Raw genomic sequence first — 14,881 nt, 5'->3', positions numbered from 1 at the left:
GTCTGGAGACACCCACCATGGCAACACCGCTCACCGCCGCCGCGTTCCTGTCCGCCCTGCGCGGCGAGGGCGTCGACGTCGTCGAGGTCGGATCGTGGCGCACCCACAACCGGGCCGGCCACGGCGCATGGGGCCCCATTCACGGCGTCATGATTCACCACACCGTGACGTCGGGCACCGACCACTCGGTCGCCATCTGCCGCGACGGGTACAGCACCCTTCCGGGCCCTCTGTGTCACGGCGTGATCGACAAGGCCGGCCGCGTGCACCTGGTCGGGTACGGCCGCGCGAATCACGCCGGATCGGGCGACAGTGACGTGCTCGCCGCCGTCATCGCCGAGCGCGCCCTGCCGACCGACAACGAGGCCAACACCGACGGGAACAGCAGGTTTTACGGGTTCGAGTGCATCAACATGGGCGACAACTCCGACCCCTGGCCCGAGGCGCAGGTCGAGGCCATCGCCCGGACCGCCGCCGGTATCTGCCGCGCGCACGGATGGGGCGCCGCGTCCGTCATCGGACACTCGGAGTGGCAGCCGGGCAAGGTTGACCCCCGCGGCCCGATCGGCAAGAAGGGCGGGCCCGCCCTCACCATGGCGCGCATCCGGGCCCGCGTCGCCGAGCTGCTCGACGAGAAGGCGCCGAGCAAGCCGTCGACGCCGAGCAAGCCGTCGACGCCGAAGCCGTACACCCCGCCGGCGTTCCCGGCCGGCCTCGCCCCGGGCAAGGCCAAGCCGTCCGCGAAGCCGTTGCAGCGCGTGCTCAAGACCTGCGGATTCATGCCGCAGAGCGTCAAGGAAGCCGACAACTACGGCCCGCAGACGCAGGCCGCGGTCGCCCGCTTCCACGACGCCCACCCGTCCTACCGCAGCGCCGGAAAGAGCTACGACCCGGCCATCGGTGCGAAGGGGTGGGCGTACCTGCACCGCACCGCCCACGCCAAGTGATCCCCCCAACCGAAGGAGAACCACCCGTGTCCCCTGCTGCTAAGCGGACCATCCGCACCGTCATTCAGGGCGCCGTCGGCCTCGCCGTCGTCCTGCCCGCCATCGTCGACGCGTCCGGCGTCCCGGCATCCCTCCCGTGGGTTGCCGGCGCCCTCGCCGTCGCGGGTGGCCTCGCCCGAGTGATGGCCCTGCCCGGCGTCGAGGCCCTGCTCGACCGCGTCGGCCTGGGCCTGGTTGACGAGGAGACCCCGAGAACGTGAGCACTGGATTTCCCGGCGTCGACCTCGCCGTCGTCTGGTGTGGCGTCGTCGCCGCCGTCGGGGGCGTCCTCGGCTTGCTCTACCGGGCGACCAGGGGCGCGCGGCGCCTCGCCGACCGACTCGGCGATCTCGCCGACGACTGGCAGGGCACCCCGCCCCGCCCCGGCGTCCCCGGGCGCGCGGGTGTCATGACCCGACTGGAGGCGATCGAGCAGCAGCTCGCCAGCGTCGAGCACGAACTGCACCCGAACTCAGGGGGGAGCCTGCGCGACGCCGTCGACCGCGTCGACGAACGTACCCGGCGCACCCTCGACGACTGACCGACCCCGAGCAGCACAGCGGCCCGCCCCCACATCCCGGGGGCGGGCCGCTTTCGTCATGTCCGGAGACAGGGGCTCACTGCAACTCGCCGCGCCGCAGGGCGCCGACCAGGCCGTCGAGAGCGGCGTACGAGAACAGCAGCGCCGGCCCCGTCGGTTCCTTGCTGTCCCGCACCGCGACAACCTGCTCGCCTGCGTCGACGATGCCGCACTCGACGCACTGCGCCCCCGTGTCGGAGCGGGACGACTTCCACCAGGACACGGCCAGGGTGGAGGCGTCGTCAATGTGGTTCATAGGGATTTCCTTATCTCTGCGATCAGTTGTGCGGACGCCTCGACCGACTCGGCGGCAGAGGTGAGTCTTTGGACGGCATCCCGGTAGATGGCCACCTGGTCGCGCTCCTCGACGTACACGGCCGAGGTCAGGTTCTCCGTATGGACGACGTCGAGGTCTGGGTGATCACCGAACGACAGGACGTTGAACGACCCGAGTTGTCCGACGTGCAACGGCGCATCCGACCGCAGGACTTGAATGTTCACGTTCGGTCGCTTCCCCATGGACAACAACCGTCCAAGCTGCTCATCCATCACAGCTTCCCCGACGCCCTTTGTCCGCAGGGCGCCCTCGGCGATGATCGCCCACAGCGTCAGGGGTTCCTCGCGGGTGAGCACGGCCTGCCGAGCGAGACGTACCTCGACCAGGGCGTCGACTTTGGCCTCGACCGCGTCCGACATGGCCGTCGCACGGATGATCGCCCGGGCGTACTCCGCTGTATGCAGCAGCCCCGGGACCGCGCCGAGTTGCCACGTAGATACTCCGGTCGCTTCCGCTTCAAGAGAGATCAGGTCCTCATACACGGGGGTGAGGACGCCCCGGTACGAGTGCCACCAACCCCGTTGCGCACCCTCTTTGGTCAGGGTCAGCAGAGCCGCGCGCAGTTCGTCGTCAACTTTGCGCCCGAGCTGTACGTACAGCTCCAGCAGCGCGCCGACATCTGCTTGCTTGGCTGCGCTCTTGGCAGTCTCCAGCCGGCTCAGCTTGGACAGGGTGAAGGCTCCGCCGGACTGCTCCGCGACCTCTTCGAGGTTCATTTCGCCACGCAACCCGCGCAGTTTTGCGCCGAGTCGGCGCCGCCGGACGGTTGGCGCGCTCACTGTCTCCCCTCCCTGGTCGGTGCCTTGCTTGACAGTCTGCCGTGCGGGTTCGGGCCCTGTCACCTGGGATCCCCCCTTTATCGCACTACCTTGCTGCGGCATATGCAAATTCTCATGAAGGTCTGAGTTCGCTTGCGTGGATGATAGTTGGGGGAGCAACCTAGGGGCACGAAACTCGATTTCGCCCCGCCCGGCGTAACGAAACTCTGCGCCGGACAGGCCCCGTCTCGATGGGATCTGCATGGTGACCATGCTTCCGAAGCAGTTCGAACGGCCCTGTTGTCAACCATCGGCGGGCCCCCCGCCGCAGCTCATGCTCGCCAAGGCGGACGAGTCGCCGAAGGCCGCCCGCGACTACGCACGTGAGTTCGTCGAGTACCACCTGCCGGACACCGACCCGGACCACACGGACGATGTCGCCCTCGTAGTCTCCGAGTTAGTGACCAACGCGGTTCGGTACGGCACCGAACCGGGCGACTCCCTGTTGCTGGTCCTCGACGCAACCGAGCGCCGTACCCGCGTCGAGGTTCACGACACCCGAAGGCGCACACCGGCGATGAAACCCGAGAGCGACGAACGCGGACGGGGGCGCGGCCTGTTCATCGTCGAGGCCCTCGCCGAATGGGGGACCGGTGAACGCCCGTTGGGGAAATTCGTATGGGCGGAGGTGAAGCCGTGACCGTTCCTCGCGTGGACATCACGCCGGGGCCCGGATTCATCTCCGACGTGACGGTGTCGAGCGGGTTACACCACACGGAGGCCGGCACCGTGGCGCAGCTCTTGCTCACGCACACCCCGCCACGGTTGGCGCACGAGACCGTCGAAACGGTCGAGGCCGGTATGCGCGCCCTCGCCGTCTGCCTGCACCTGGGGCCGGTCGACGAGCAGCCGCGGTTCATCGGACCCCGGTTGTCCCTGCATCGGGGCGTCGCGTCTCTCGACTACGGCGACGACCGGTGGGTGTACCGCATCCCTGGTGTGTCATGCGCGTGGCAGCAGGTCGTCGCGGAGGGCGCCGACGTGCGGCTGCTGCTGTCGTTCAGGCCGGCGCCGGCGGGCCGTACGCAAGCGGACATGGCCGCGTACCTCGACGAGTGCGTGCGCGACGGAATGGTGCGGTGGGGGACGACGAGAGCGCGCCGGCCGTACTGACCCCCAGACATGAGAACGGGCCCCGGAGTGGAGTAGACCCCGGGGCCCGTTTGTATTCGAGCCTATCGGCCGGCGCCGCCGATACCGCAGGCCCGTTCCGATCCTTGGCCCGAACCGAACGGCCCCGGCCCGCTTGAAGCGGGACCGGGGCCGCCGTGCACCTGCTGCCACCGCCTGACCTGCGCGTTTACCTACTTCGCCCCGCCGAGTGCATTAGGGATGTTGTTCCACATGAGGGTGCTTATGCGCTGGTCGCCGTCGACACCGAGTTCGTCGCGCAGCGCGTGCGCGAGCTGCGCGGCACGACGGCCGATCTCGGCGAAGCTGCGCCGCTGCGGCTCGGGCTCGCCTGTCCAGGTCGTGACCTGCGACTTCCCGTGGATGGTCATCCCGTGTTCGAGGATGCGGGTGACAGTCAGCGGTACGTCCTGCATGGTGCTCAGCACGGCGTCCTCCCGGTGGGCGCTACGCGGCAGTAGGGGTTCCGCTGATTCTGCGCACATACCAGGTGGTACGTCACTAGGTCTCGGGGTACGAATCGGTGTCGTTCGCCGGGGCCGGTCCCGCGCGGGCACCCCGCCGTCCGTCCGGGATCACCGCACCGGAGCCAGCTCCGGATCCTCCCTCAGCTTGCCGAGCGCCCGCGACACCGCGCTCTTCACGGTGCCGACCGACACCCCGAGCACCTCGGCCGTCTGGGCCTCGCTGAGGTCCTCGTAGTACCGCAGGACCACCATCGCCCGCTGCCGGTCCGGGAGCTTCAGCACGGCCCGCCACATCGCGTCGTGCAGCGTCTGGTGCTCGGCCGGGTCGGGTGCCGGCGCGGCCTCCTGCTCGGGCAGTTCGTCGCAGGCGAACTCGTCGACCTTGCGCTTGCGCCACTGCGAGGTCCGGGTGTTCAGCAGCGCCCGGCGGACATAGCCGTCGAGCGCGCGGTGGTCCTCGATCCGTTCCCAGGCGACGTACGTCTTGGTGAGCGCGGTCTGCAGCAGGTCCTCGGCATCGCTGGGGTTCGCGGTGAGCGAGCGGGCGGCACGCAGCAGTACGGGCCCTCGGGCCCGTACGTACGAGGAGAACGACGGATACCGGGCGTGCTGAGCCAACGAGGCGTACGGGCTGTGTGCGGCGTACGAGCCGTGCTGGACGTGTCCGATGGCGGCAGCTCCCCCGGAGGTGCCCGTGCAGACTGGCGTGGTCATGGCTTCCACGCTAGAAGCGGGCGCCGCCGCGTGGATCGGCCCCAGGTCCCGAAACTGCGTCCGCCTCAGGGTGTAGGGGTGGGGCCTGCTCCACCTCCTGTAGGTGGAGTCCTCGTCGTCAGGGCTCAGGGTCGGCCCCCCGATGCCGCGTCGGGCCGGCGTCGCCGCCCGCGCTCGGGCGGCGAACGCGCAGCCGGCCGCCCGCGCTCAGTCGTCCACGCCCAGTATCAGACCCGAGGTGGGTACGCCGGTGCCTGCCGTGACCAGCGTTCTGGCCGCCCCGGACAGCTGGTTCACCGACGTGCCCCGGATCTGCCGGACCCCCTCCGCGATGCCGTTCATCCCGTGCAGATACGCCTCCCCCAGCTGGCCGCCGTGCGTGTTCAGCGGCAGCGCGCCGGACGCCACGAAGTCGGCGGCCTCACCCGGCGCGCAGAAGCCGAACTCCTCCAGCTGCATCAGGACGAACGGCGTGAAGTGGTCGTAGAGGATGCCCACATCGATGTCGGCGGGGGAGAGGCCGGAGTTCCGCCAGAGCTGCCGGGCGACCACCCCCATCTCCGGCAGGCCGGTCAGATCGTCCCGGTAGAAGCTGGTCATCTGCTCCTGCGCCCGTCCGGCCCCCTGGGCGGCGGCCACGATCACGGCGGGCGGCTGCGGCAGATCCCGGGCCCTCTCCACGCCGGTGACGACGATCGCCTGCCCGCCATCGGTCTCCTGACAGCAGTCGAGCAGCCGCAGGGGTTCGACGATCCACCGCGACGCGGCGTGGTCGGCCAGGGTGATCGGCTTCCCGTGGAAGTACGCCGCGGGGTTACGGGCGGCATGGCGGCGGCCGGTGACCGCGACATGGCCGAAGGCGTCCGGCGTCAGCCCATGGGTGTGCAGATAGCGCTGGGCGGCCATGGCGACCCAGGAGGCCGGCGTGAGCAACCCGAAGGGGAGGTTCCAGCCGAGCGCCGCGCCCTCCGCCGTGGGCTCCCGCCGCTGCACCCCGGAGCCGAACCTGCGCCCGGAGCGCTCGTTGAACGCCCGGTAGCAGACCACGACGTCGGCCACCCCGGTCGCCACGGCCAGTGCCGCCTGCTGGACGGTGGCGCAGGCCGCGCCGCCTCCGTAATGGACGCGGGAGAAGAACGTCAGCTCGCCGATGCCGGCCGCCTGGGCGACGGTGATCTCGGGGCTGGTGTCCATGGTGAACGTGACCAGGCCGTCGACATCGGACGGGGTCAGCCCCGCGTCGTCCAGAGCGGCCCGTACCGCCTCGACGGCCAGTTCGAGTTCACTGCGCCCGGAGTCCTTGGAGAACTCGGTCGCCCCGATCCCCACGACCGCCGCCCTGCCGCCGAGCGAGTCGGCCCTGCGCAGGCTCATGCCGCCCCCTGAGGAACGCCGACGGTCACGGTGCCGGTGACATGCCTGCCGAGACCGTTGGTCCCGACGACCTTCACCTCGGCCGTCCCGTCGTCCCCGAGGGCGGTGACCGTTCCGCTCAGGACCATGGTGTCCCCGGGATGGTTGGGCGCGCCCAGCCTGATGGCGACCTTGCGGAGCACGGCCGACGGGCCGAGGCGGTCGGTCACGTACCTGCCGACCAGGCCGTTGGTCGTCAGGATGTTCATGAAGATGTCCGGGGACCCCTTCTCCCGGGCGAGCTCCGCGTCATGGTGCACGTCCTGGTAGTCGCGGGAGGCGATGGCGCCCGCCACGATCAGGGTGCGGGTCACCGCGATCTCCAGCGGCGCCAGCTCCTCACCGACCTTCACTCCGATCCCTCCTTCACCAGCGACCGGCCGAGTTCCTGAAGCACTTCGCTGCCGCATCCCAGATGGGCGTCGAGCTGACGGCCCCAGAGGAAGTGGCGGTGCACGGGGTGGTCGAGGTCCGCGCCCGTTCCGCCGTGCAGATGCTGTCCGGCGTGCACCACCCGCTTCCCCGCCTCCGACGCCCACCAGGCCGCGGTCAGCGCCTGCTGCCCGTACGGCAGTCCCGCGTCATGGCGCCAGGCGGCCTCGTACGCGGTGACCCGGATCGCCTCGGTGTCCATATGGGCGTCGGCGGCGCGCAGCAGAACCGCCTGCTTGGTGGAGAGCGGGCGCCCGAACTGCTCGCGGGTGTTCGTGTGGGCGACGGCGCGGGCCAGCGATCCGGCGCACACCCCGGCCTGCAGCCCGGCGAACGCGGTCCGGCCCGTCGCCAGCACCGCCTCGTACGCCCCGGCGCCGCCGAGCCGCTCCCCGGACGCCCGGTCCAGCACGAGCCGCGCCGCCGACCAGGGAGCCGTGGTCTCCACCGGTTCGGTCGCCACCCCCCGTGAGTCGGTCCGTACGATCCACAGCGCCCGGTCCGCGTCCGCGACGAGGACGAGGTCCGCGTCCCGCAGCCACGGCACGTACGGCACGCTGCCGCTCAGCCGCCCCTCGCCGTCCGTCCGGAGCCCGCCACGCGCCGGGAACGCCCCGGTGGCGACGGCCGTGCCGTCCCGCAGCGGAGGCAGCAGCCGCTCCCGCTGCTCGTCCGTGCCGTGCCCGGCGACGGCGAGCAGCCCATGGACACAGCTCGCCGCGAACGGCACCTGCGCCGTCGTCCGGCCCTGTTCCTCCAGCAGGAGTACCAGGCCCAGGAGCCCGATCTCCTCGACCGCGGCGGTCAGTCCGGCCGCGCAGAGCTCCTTCCACAGCTCGGCGTCCGTCCCCGTGCCTGCCCCGGCCAGGCGCTCGTGCGTCGACAGATCCCCGAAGATCCGTGCCGCCAGCCCCTGGGCCGCCGTCTGCTCCTCGGTGGGTGCGAAGTCCATGTCAGCCCTCGTCTCCCCGGAAGACCGGAAGTTCCAACTCCGGGTCCGTGCGGAGGAATTCCAGCCGCACCGGCATCCCCGTCCGCACCTTGTCGTACGGCACACCGATCACATTGCTGATCATCCGCACGCCCTCGGCCAGCTCTATCAGCGCCACCGCGTACGGCCCGCCCTCCTCATGGGCACCGAAGGCGGGGAAGGACGGGTGATGCATCACGACATGGCTGAAGACGGTTCCCTCGCCGCTCGCCTCGACCGTGTCCCATTCCTGGCAGCCGCACGCGTTGCAGCCGGGCAGCCAGGGAAAGCGCAGCGTCGCGCACGCGCCGCACCGCTGGATCAGCAGTCTGTGCTCGGCGACGCCCTGCCAGAACCCGGCGTTGTCCCGGTTGATCACCGGTCTCGGGCGCAGGCTCCGGCCGCCGCGTGGCACCGCGCGCTTCGCCCCGGCGGGGGCGTACTTGAGGATCCGGAAGCGGTGCGTCCCGGCGGGCGCCCCGGCCGCACGGACGTCCATGCGCGTCGTCACGAAGTAGCCCGTCCCCAGCTTGGTCGTCTTGCGCTGCGAGACCGACTCGATCACCGCGTCGAACGTGATCCGGTCGCCGGGCCGCAACGGCCGCAGGTACTCCTGCTCGCAGTCGGTCGCCACCACCGAGGTGTATCCGGCGCCGTCGAGCAGGCCGAACAGCTCCTCGTACGCCTGGGAGCGGTCGGTGTGGCCCGACAGTCCGCCCATCGTCCACGCCTGCAGCATCGTCGGCGGAGCGATCGCCTCCGGCCCTGTGTAGGCGGGGTCGGTGTCCCCCATCGCCTCGCACCAGTGCCTGATCATCGGCTCGTTGACCGGGTCCTTGCCGACGCCGGCGGTCGCGGCGGCCCGCCCCTCGAACTCCTTGAGCCGCTCGTACAACCGGTCCGGCTCGCCCGGTGGACCCGGTTCCTCCCGCCCGTCCCGCACGCCCGTCACCGTGCGCCCCTCTTCATGCCGAGCCGCATCGTCGCGACGATCTCCCGCTGCACCTCGCTCACTCCGCCCCCAAAGGTGTTGATCTGCGCCGCCCTGTTCATCCGTTCCAGCTCCCCGTCCCCGAAGCAACCGGGCGAACCGCCCCGGACCGTGCCGGCCTCCCCCACGACTTCCTGGCAGATCCGGTAGACCTCGACGGCGCTCTCGGTCCCCGCGAACTTCACTCCGCTCGCCTCGCCGGGTGCCAGCGAACCCGCGCCGACCTCCCCCACCAGGCGCCAGTTGAGCAGGCGCGTCGCCGCCAGCCGGGCGTACGCCTCGGCCAGCCGGGCCCGCACCCACGGCTCGTCGGCGGGACACCGGCCCGTCGCCGGGTCGGGGGTGCGGGCGAAGTCGAGTGCCGCCTCGTAGAAGTCCTCGGCCTGCATCCCGATCGCGGCGAGGGCCACCCGTTCATGGTTCAGCTGGTTGGTGATCAGCCCCCAGCCGCCGTTCTCCGCACCGACCAGATGGGTGAGAGGCACCCGTATCCCGTCGTAGTAGGTGGACGTCGTGGTCAGCCCGCCCACGGTCTCGATCGGCGTCCAGGCGAAACCCGGGGCATCCGTCGGGACCAGAATGATCGAGATGCCCCGGTGCTTCGGTGCGTCCGGGTCCGTACGGCAGGCGAGCCAGATCCAGTCCGCGTTCTGCGCGTTGCTGGTGAAGATCTTCTGTCCGTCGATCAGCCAGGAGTCGCCGTCCCGCACCGCCCGGGTACGCAGCGCCGCGAGGTCGGTGCCGGCCTCCGGTTCGCTGTAGCCGATGGCGAAGACGAGGTCGCCGCTGAGGATCCGGGGCAGGAAGTAGGCCTTCTGCTCATCGGTTCCGTACTTCATCAGAGTCGGCCCGACGGTATTGAGGGTGACCATCGAGACGGGTGCCCCCGCCCGGTATGCCTCGTCGAAGAAGACGAACTGTTCGTCGGGTCCGCGGCCCTGACCGCCGTACTCGACGGGCCAGCCGAGTCCGAGCATCCCGTCGGCGCCGATCCGGCGCAAAAGCCGGCGCTGCTCGGCCAGGTCCTCGGATCCGGGCCCCGGCCCGGCGTCCCTCCTGGGCATCACCTTGCCGAAGTACGTGCGGAGTTCGGCGCGCAGCTGTCGCTGACGCTCCGTCTGGGCGAGGTGCACGGCGGCTGCCTCCCGGACACGGGCGTACGGATCAGGATTTCTGACTGTCCGTCAGATGCGTGCGCGCTGTCAAGGTCGACGACACCCAGGACGCGATTTCCGGGGCGGCCACCGCCAGGCCCAGACCACGACTGTCGGGGCCATGCGAAGCGGCCTGCGTGAAGGCGCCGAAGCACCCTCGCGCAGGCCGCTGTTGCTCAGCCGTGGCCCGGCCCCCCGACCGACCCACGACCGGCCCGGATCACCAGAGCTTGGTGAAGTTCACGACGACGTTGTCGCTGTGCTGATCGATCGCGGTGAACGCCGATCCGTTCACCTGCGCGGAGATGCTCTTGTTCGACGCTCCGGAACCGACGGCCTGCTGCTGCGATGTGGACGAAATACCGGAGTTGTTGCCACCGACGCCGCTGCCGGCGGCCGTCGCGACGGCCGCGTTCGATCCGTCGTTCGCGAACGAGCCGTTGTCGGCCTGGGCCACGCCGCCGAAGAGCGCGGCGGCGAGCGGCAGGGCTGCAACTGCGGCGAGGGCACGAGCGGTACGGATGCTTGCCATGTCAATTCCTCCAGGAACCGAAAGTACGGCTTGTTCCGGGCCAGTTGGCCGACCGTCCCGGTTGGTCACGACGTCGCGACACCAGAGTTGCCCACCGAATCCCCGGCGAACCACGCGGGCGAACCGATTCCCCCGCAAGCATGAGGGACGGCCGATAAACCCCCCTCACGCCCCCAAAGTCCCGCTCAACGCCCTCCCGCACCCCTCCTGCCCCTCCCGCACGCCCTCCGGCCCCACCCGCACGACCTTCGGCCCGCCCGATCCGCACCACCCAGGAGGAGAAACGCTCCGGCACCTGACCCGCCCCCTGTCCGCCCCCCTTCCCATATTCGAACGTTCGTACGAAAATGAATTCATGGCCATCACCGACCGGCAGACCGCCACCCTGGCCCTCGCCCACGCGCTCTTTGCCGCCGAGCGCGGTCTCCCCGTCATCCCGCTCACCGCCGGCAAGCTCCCCGCCCTGCCCTCCCCGCACCGGAACGAGGACGGGCCGGTCGCCTGCCGGGGCACCTGCGGCCGCCCCGGACACGGGGTCCACGACGCCACCACCGACCCTGCCGCCGTACGCGCCCTCTTCGCCGCCGCCCCGTGGGCCACCGGCTACGGGATCGCCTGCGGCCGGCCCCCGCACCACCTCATCGGCATCGATCTGGACATCGACACCACCGGCCGCCACGACTCCGCCGCGTCCCTCCGGCAGATAGCCCTGCACCATCTGTTCACCATTCCGCCGACCGTCACGGTCCTCACGCCCAGCGGCGGCCGCCACATCTGGCTGACCGGCCCGCCCGGCGTCCCGGTACCGAACTCCGCGAGCCGTCTCGCCCCCGGCATCGACGTCCGCGGCGCCGGGGGCTACCTGGTGGGCCCCGGCTCGGTCACCGCCCGCGGCACCTACCGGCTCGCGCCGGGCACCGCCGGCCTCCCGCCGGCCCCCTGCCCCCGCGCACTCCTGCGCCTGCTCAGGCCCCCCGCACGCCCTCACCGCCCCACGCCCCTCCCCGACCGGGGCCGGGGGCTGGTCCGGTTCGTCCTCGCGGCACGCGAGGGCCAGCGCAACACGCGGCTCTTCTGGGCAGCCTGCCGCGCCTACGAACACGGCTTCGGTGAGGCCGGTGCGGACGCCCTCGCCCGCGCCGCCGTCCGCACCGGCCTCACCGAACACGAAGCCCGGGCCACCATCGCCTCGGCGGCCCGCCTCACGACCGGCCGACCGGCCGACGGGACCGCGTACTGAGTGGACGGGCTGCCTGAGTGGACGGGCTGCCGGAGCCGTGACCGAGACACGGAGCCCCGGCGGTCACGGGCCGCGGCGCGCGTCAGCGGGCCGCCCTGAAGCCGAACGCACGCACGCAAACTCCGGCTCGGAGGAGACCGCGCTAACGGACCGTGGCCCACGCCTGGTCCACACCCGGTGATCCATGGCGGCACATGGGCGGCTCAGGGTGAGGCAGGCCGCATGACGAAGGGGTGTCCCATTATGGGACACCCCTTGTGATCAGCACATTCTCCGACCTTGCGGTGGGTGTGGGATTTGAACCCACGGTGACATCGCTGCCACGACGGTTTTCAAGACCGTTCCCTTAGGCCGCTCGGGCAACCCACCCCGCTCCCTCGGCCCACGGACCGAGGTCGACGAGAGGACAGCCTAGCCGGTCAGCTGTCGCCCTTGCGCTCCCCCAGGGTGACTTCGGCGGTCGCTGTCCGGCCGTTGCGCTTGTAGGTCAGCGTCACCTGATCACCGGGCTGGTGGGTCCAGATCTCGCCGATCAGGGTCGGACCGCTGTCGATCACGGTGTCGTTGAACTTCGTGATGACGTCGCCCGCCCGGAGGCCGGCCCTGGCCGCGGGGCCGTCCTTCGCCACGGCTGCCGCACCGCCCGCGCCCTGGTCGGAGATGACCGCGCCGCCGGTCTTCTCGTCCATCGTGACCGTCGCGCCGATCACTGGATAGACCGGCTGACCGGTCTTGATCAACTGCTGGGCGACGTTCGTCGCCTGGTTGATCGGGATGGCGAAGCCGAGGCCGATGGAGCCCGCCTGGGTCTGGCCGACGCCGCTGCCGGTCGACTGGATGGCCGAGTTGATCCCGATGACCGCGCCGCGCGAATCGAGCAGCGGGCCACCGGAGTTGCCCGGGTTGATCGAGGCGTCGGTCTGCAGGGCGCTCATGTACGAGTTGCTGCCGCCGGAACCGTCGCCGGAGGCGACCGGTCGGTTCTTGGCGCTGATGATGCCCGTGGTCACCGTGTTGGAAAGACCGAACGGGGCACCGATCGCGATGGTCGAATCGCCGACCGCGACCTGTTCCGAGTTGCCGAGGGCCAGCGGGGTGAGCCCCGGGGGCGGGTTCTTCAGCTTCAGAACGGCGACGTCATAGCCCTGCGCCCGGCCGACCACCTCGGCGTCGTACTTCTTGCCGTTGGAGAACGTCGCCGTGAGCTGGCCGTTGTCCGCCGCGGAAGCCACCACGTGGTTGTTGGTGAGGATGTGGCCTTCCTTGTCGTACACGAAGCCGGTGCCCGTACCGCCCTCGCCGTCACCGGCCTGCGCGTCGATGGTGACCACGCTGGGCAGCGCCTTGGCAGCCACGCCCGCGACCGTGCCGGGATCGCGCTTGAGGTCATGCGGGTTGGCCGACGCCGCGACCGTGGTCGAGCCGCCGGAGGTGGTGCCGTTCCGGTCGGCCGCCCAGTACCCGAGGGAACCGCCGATACCGCCCGCGATCAGCGCCGCCGCCGCCACCGCGGCCACCAGTTGACCCATGCCGCGCTTGCGCGGGCCCACCGGGGAGTGGAGCTGGTCCGGTGCGCCCCAGACCGGGCCGCCGCCGTCCGCGCCGTGGTGCGCGTACGTGGGGACGGTGGGAGGAGGCGGGGGCCAGTTGGCCTCGGCGGCGGACCGGACCCCGGGGGGAGGTGTGCCCGGAGCGGAAGGCATGGAAGTGGTGGGGGCCGGTTCCCCCGTCGGAGGGAACGGCTGTGCGGCATCCGTGTCCGGCCCCGGCGAGTACGCCGGGGAGGGCGGGGGTGCGGGTGTGCTCCCAGATGGCCCCCGAGGAGCATCGGCCGGCACTGGAGGTGCGGACGGAACGGACGGAACGGCCTCGGCCGCAGTGCCCTCGTTGCCCTCGTTCTCTGTGCTCACAGCTCTTTACTCCTCGGTTCCACATCATCTTCGGCAAGAGATCCGCTGTGTACGTGTCATGGGACAGCTTTTCGCAAGACACGTCAGGCCACTGTAAGCAGGACCTGTGCATCCGCACGCCAAGCTTTACATCCGGCAAAACGGTCTCCCGGCGCCGTCGCCTTGCGCAAGGCGCACACAGCGCCGGCGCAAGGCGCGGCGCGCGCCGTGGTGCGAGCCGTGGTGCGAGCTGCCGCGCAAGCCGTGGTGCGGGGTGCACGCGGCCTCGGCGCACTGTACGGAGCGAGGGCGCGGTTCCCAGCGGCGCAAGCCCTACGCGGCTGTCGCCTCTCGGTGTCACCATGACGCAGTGACCCATGCACGGCAGCAATCCCTGCACCATCCCATCCAGGTCGTCGCCCACCGAGGCGCCTCCGACGACGCCCCCGAGCACACCCTGGCCGCATACCGGAAGGCGATCGAGGACGGCGCCGACGCCCTGGAGTGCGACGTACGGCTCACCGCCGACGGCCACCTCGTCTGCGTGCACGACCGCCGGGTGAATCGCACCTCCAACGGGCGGGGCGCCGTCTCCGCGCTGGAGCTCTCCGAACTCGCCGCCCTCGACTTCGGCTCCTGGAAGGACCGCGAGGAGTCGGAGTCCCCGGACTGGGATCCGGTGCCCGGGGAGCTCACCTCCGTACTCACCCTGGAACGGCTGCTCGAACTGGTCACCGAGACGCGGGCCGCCGGGCGCCCGCTCCAGTTGGCGATCGAGACCAAGCACCCCACCCGCTGGGCGGGCCAGGTCGAGGAACGGCTGCTCCATCTGCTGAAACGTTTCGAGCTCGACGCCCCGCCGGCCGACGGCCCCTCACCGGTACGGATCATGAGCTTCTCGGCGCGCTCCCTGCACCGTGTCCAGGCCGCGTCCCCCACCCTGCCCACCGTCTACCTGATGCAGTTCGTCTCGCCGCGCCTGCGTGACGGGCGGCTGCCGGCCGGGGCGCGCATCGCCGGTCCGGGGATGCGGATCGTACGCAGCCATCCCGGCTACATCGAGCGCCTGCACCGTGCGGGACACCGCGCGCACGTCTGGACGGTCGACGAACCGGAGGACGTCGCGCTCTGCATCGACCTCGGTGTCGAGGCAATCATCACGAACCGCCCGAAGCAGGTTCTGTCACAACTGGGACGCTCTTAACATCAGTGACACGGAGTACACCG

17 protein-coding genes, 1 tRNA gene and 1 pseudogene are annotated in these 14,881 nt (G+C 70.8%); 7 read left to right on the top strand and 12 right to left on the bottom strand.

Annotated elements, in window-relative coordinates; genetic code table 11:
• Positions 1-17: 17 nt before the first annotated feature.
• The 3 genes from ACF1B9_RS09845 to ACF1B9_RS09835 are packed head-to-tail and all read left to right on the top strand — an operon-like array spanning position 18 to position 1,527.
• A complete protein-coding gene (locus ACF1B9_RS09845) occupies positions 18-947 on the top strand; it encodes an N-acetylmuramoyl-L-alanine amidase (protein ID WP_391741191.1) in 930 nt (309 codons plus the stop codon).
• 26 nt (positions 948-973) lie between these two features.
• Positions 974-1,207 (top strand): hypothetical protein, encoded by a 234-nt coding sequence (locus tag ACF1B9_RS09840; protein WP_391741192.1) that lies wholly within the window; start codon positions 974-976, stop codon positions 1,205-1,207.
• Positions 1,204-1,527 carry a hypothetical protein gene (locus tag ACF1B9_RS09835; RefSeq protein WP_391741193.1) on the top strand — a complete coding sequence of 108 codons (324 nt, stop codon included), beginning with the start codon at positions 1,204-1,206 and terminating at the stop codon, positions 1,525-1,527. Before ACF1B9_RS09840 ends, ACF1B9_RS09835 begins: the two co-directional genes overlap by 4 nt.
• A 76-nt stretch (positions 1,528-1,603) precedes the next feature.
• On the opposite strand, the gene ACF1B9_RS09830 is transcribed toward ACF1B9_RS09835, so the two are convergent.
• Together ACF1B9_RS09830 and ACF1B9_RS09825 are read right to left on the bottom strand one after the other, a co-directional pair.
• Entirely contained in the window at positions 1,604-1,822 is a 219-nt protein-coding gene (locus tag ACF1B9_RS09830) for a DUF397 domain-containing protein (RefSeq protein WP_391741194.1), read from the bottom strand.
• Positions 1,819-2,682, bottom strand: coding sequence for a DUF5753 domain-containing protein (locus ACF1B9_RS09825; RefSeq protein ID WP_391741195.1), 864 nt, complete (start codon positions 2,680-2,682; stop codon positions 1,819-1,821). Before ACF1B9_RS09825 ends, ACF1B9_RS09830 begins: the two co-directional genes overlap by 4 nt.
• 241 nt (positions 2,683-2,923) lie before the next feature.
• Here ACF1B9_RS09825 and ACF1B9_RS09820 point away from each other — a divergent pair, with 241 nt between their 5' ends.
• Both ACF1B9_RS09820 and ACF1B9_RS09815 read left to right on the top strand, forming a co-directional pair.
• Positions 2,924-3,361 (top strand): ATP-binding protein, encoded by a 438-nt coding sequence (locus ACF1B9_RS09820; RefSeq protein ID WP_391741197.1) that lies wholly within the window; start codon positions 2,924-2,926, stop codon positions 3,359-3,361.
• Positions 3,358-3,834 (top strand): hypothetical protein, encoded by a 477-nt coding sequence (locus ACF1B9_RS09815; protein WP_391741198.1) that lies wholly within the window; start codon positions 3,358-3,360, stop codon positions 3,832-3,834. Before ACF1B9_RS09820 ends, ACF1B9_RS09815 begins: the two co-directional genes overlap by 4 nt.
• A gap of 221 nt (positions 3,835-4,055) precedes the next feature.
• Here the strand turns inward: ACF1B9_RS09815 and ACF1B9_RS09810 are convergent.
• The 8 genes and pseudogenes from ACF1B9_RS09810 to ACF1B9_RS09775 form a co-directional block, all read right to left on the bottom strand.
• Positions 4,056-4,280 (bottom strand): annotated as a pseudogene (locus ACF1B9_RS09810) (fatty acid--CoA ligase); the annotation flags it as partial.
• A 147-nt stretch (positions 4,281-4,427) separates the two neighbouring features.
• The gene (locus ACF1B9_RS09805; protein ID WP_351076182.1) at positions 4,428-5,033 is read right to left on the bottom strand and encodes a SigE family RNA polymerase sigma factor; all 606 of its coding nucleotides are present in this window, start codon (positions 5,031-5,033) and stop codon (positions 4,428-4,430) included.
• A gap of 207 nt (positions 5,034-5,240) precedes the next feature.
• The gene (locus ACF1B9_RS09800; protein WP_391741200.1) at positions 5,241-6,407 is read right to left on the bottom strand and encodes a lipid-transfer protein; all 1,167 of its coding nucleotides are present in this window, start codon (positions 6,405-6,407) and stop codon (positions 5,241-5,243) included.
• Entirely contained in the window at positions 6,404-6,799 is a 396-nt protein-coding gene (locus tag ACF1B9_RS09795) for a MaoC family dehydratase (RefSeq protein WP_391741201.1), read from the bottom strand. Before ACF1B9_RS09795 ends, ACF1B9_RS09800 begins: the two co-directional genes overlap by 4 nt.
• Positions 6,796-7,830 (bottom strand): acyl-CoA dehydrogenase family protein, encoded by a 1,035-nt coding sequence (locus ACF1B9_RS09790; protein ID WP_391741203.1) that lies wholly within the window; start codon positions 7,828-7,830, stop codon positions 6,796-6,798. Before ACF1B9_RS09790 ends, ACF1B9_RS09795 begins: the two co-directional genes overlap by 4 nt.
• A 1-nt stretch (position 7,831) precedes the next feature.
• Positions 7,832-8,800, bottom strand: a complete 969-nt coding sequence (locus ACF1B9_RS09785; RefSeq protein ID WP_391741204.1) for a bifunctional MaoC family dehydratase N-terminal/OB-fold nucleic acid binding domain-containing protein — start codon at positions 8,798-8,800, stop codon at positions 7,832-7,834.
• Positions 8,797-9,972, bottom strand: a complete 1,176-nt coding sequence (locus tag ACF1B9_RS09780) for an acyl-CoA dehydrogenase family protein (RefSeq protein WP_391741206.1) — start codon at positions 9,970-9,972, stop codon at positions 8,797-8,799. Before ACF1B9_RS09780 ends, ACF1B9_RS09785 begins: the two co-directional genes overlap by 4 nt.
• Before the next feature lie 241 nt (positions 9,973-10,213).
• Positions 10,214-10,525 carry a hypothetical protein gene (locus ACF1B9_RS09775; protein ID WP_391741208.1) on the bottom strand — a complete coding sequence of 104 codons (312 nt, stop codon included), beginning with the start codon at positions 10,523-10,525 and terminating at the stop codon, positions 10,214-10,216.
• A 355-nt stretch (positions 10,526-10,880) separates the two neighbouring features.
• On the opposite strand from ACF1B9_RS09775, the gene ACF1B9_RS09770 reads away from it, so the two are divergent.
• The gene (locus tag ACF1B9_RS09770) at positions 10,881-11,765 is read left to right on the top strand and encodes a bifunctional DNA primase/polymerase (protein ID WP_391741209.1); all 885 of its coding nucleotides are present in this window, start codon (positions 10,881-10,883) and stop codon (positions 11,763-11,765) included.
• Between the two features lie 282 nt (positions 11,766-12,047).
• Here ACF1B9_RS09770 and ACF1B9_RS09765 read toward each other — a convergent pair.
• A tRNA-Ser gene (locus tag ACF1B9_RS09765) sits at positions 12,048-12,134 on the bottom strand.
• A gap of 50 nt (positions 12,135-12,184) precedes the next feature.
• The gene (locus tag ACF1B9_RS09760) at positions 12,185-13,675 is read right to left on the bottom strand and encodes a S1C family serine protease (protein WP_391741210.1); all 1,491 of its coding nucleotides are present in this window, start codon (positions 13,673-13,675) and stop codon (positions 12,185-12,187) included.
• 349 nt (positions 13,676-14,024) lie between these two features.
• Here ACF1B9_RS09760 and ACF1B9_RS09755 point away from each other — a divergent pair, with 349 nt between their 5' ends.
• Complete coding sequence (locus ACF1B9_RS09755; RefSeq protein WP_391741211.1) at positions 14,025-14,858, top strand: glycerophosphodiester phosphodiesterase; 834 nt, start codon at positions 14,025-14,027, stop codon at positions 14,856-14,858.
• Positions 14,859-14,881 lie beyond the last annotated feature (23 nt).

It is taken from the genome of Streptomyces sp. NPDC014727, assembly GCF_043083485.1.
Classification (GTDB): domain Bacteria; phylum Actinomycetota; class Actinomycetes; order Streptomycetales; family Streptomycetaceae; genus Streptomyces.
Note: the sequence above shows the minus strand (reverse complement) of the source record. Positions and strands in the feature narration are given on the sequence as shown.

Excerpts from the sequence above, each read along its gene's own strand:
- ACF1B9_RS09845 (WP_391741191.1), top strand. The coding sequence starts at position 18 with ATGGCAACACCGCTCACCGCCGCCGCGTTCCTGTCCGCCCTGCGCGGC.
- ACF1B9_RS09830 (WP_391741194.1), bottom strand. The coding sequence starts at position 1,822 with ATGAACCACATTGACGACGCCTCCACCCTGGCCGTGTCCTGGTGGAAG.
- ACF1B9_RS09820 (WP_391741197.1), top strand. The coding sequence starts at position 2,924 with ATGGTGACCATGCTTCCGAAGCAGTTCGAACGGCCCTGTTGTCAACCA.
- ACF1B9_RS09805 (WP_351076182.1), bottom strand. The coding sequence starts at position 5,033 with ATGACCACGCCAGTCTGCACGGGCACCTCCGGGGGAGCTGCCGCCATC.
- ACF1B9_RS09800 (WP_391741200.1), bottom strand. The coding sequence starts at position 6,407 with ATGAGCCTGCGCAGGGCCGACTCGCTCGGCGGCAGGGCGGCGGTCGTG.
- ACF1B9_RS09790 (WP_391741203.1), bottom strand. The coding sequence starts at position 7,830 with ATGGACTTCGCACCCACCGAGGAGCAGACGGCGGCCCAGGGGCTGGCG.
- ACF1B9_RS09775 (WP_391741208.1), bottom strand. The coding sequence starts at position 10,525 with ATGGCAAGCATCCGTACCGCTCGTGCCCTCGCCGCAGTTGCAGCCCTG.
- ACF1B9_RS09770 (WP_391741209.1), top strand. The coding sequence starts at position 10,881 with ATGGCCATCACCGACCGGCAGACCGCCACCCTGGCCCTCGCCCACGCG.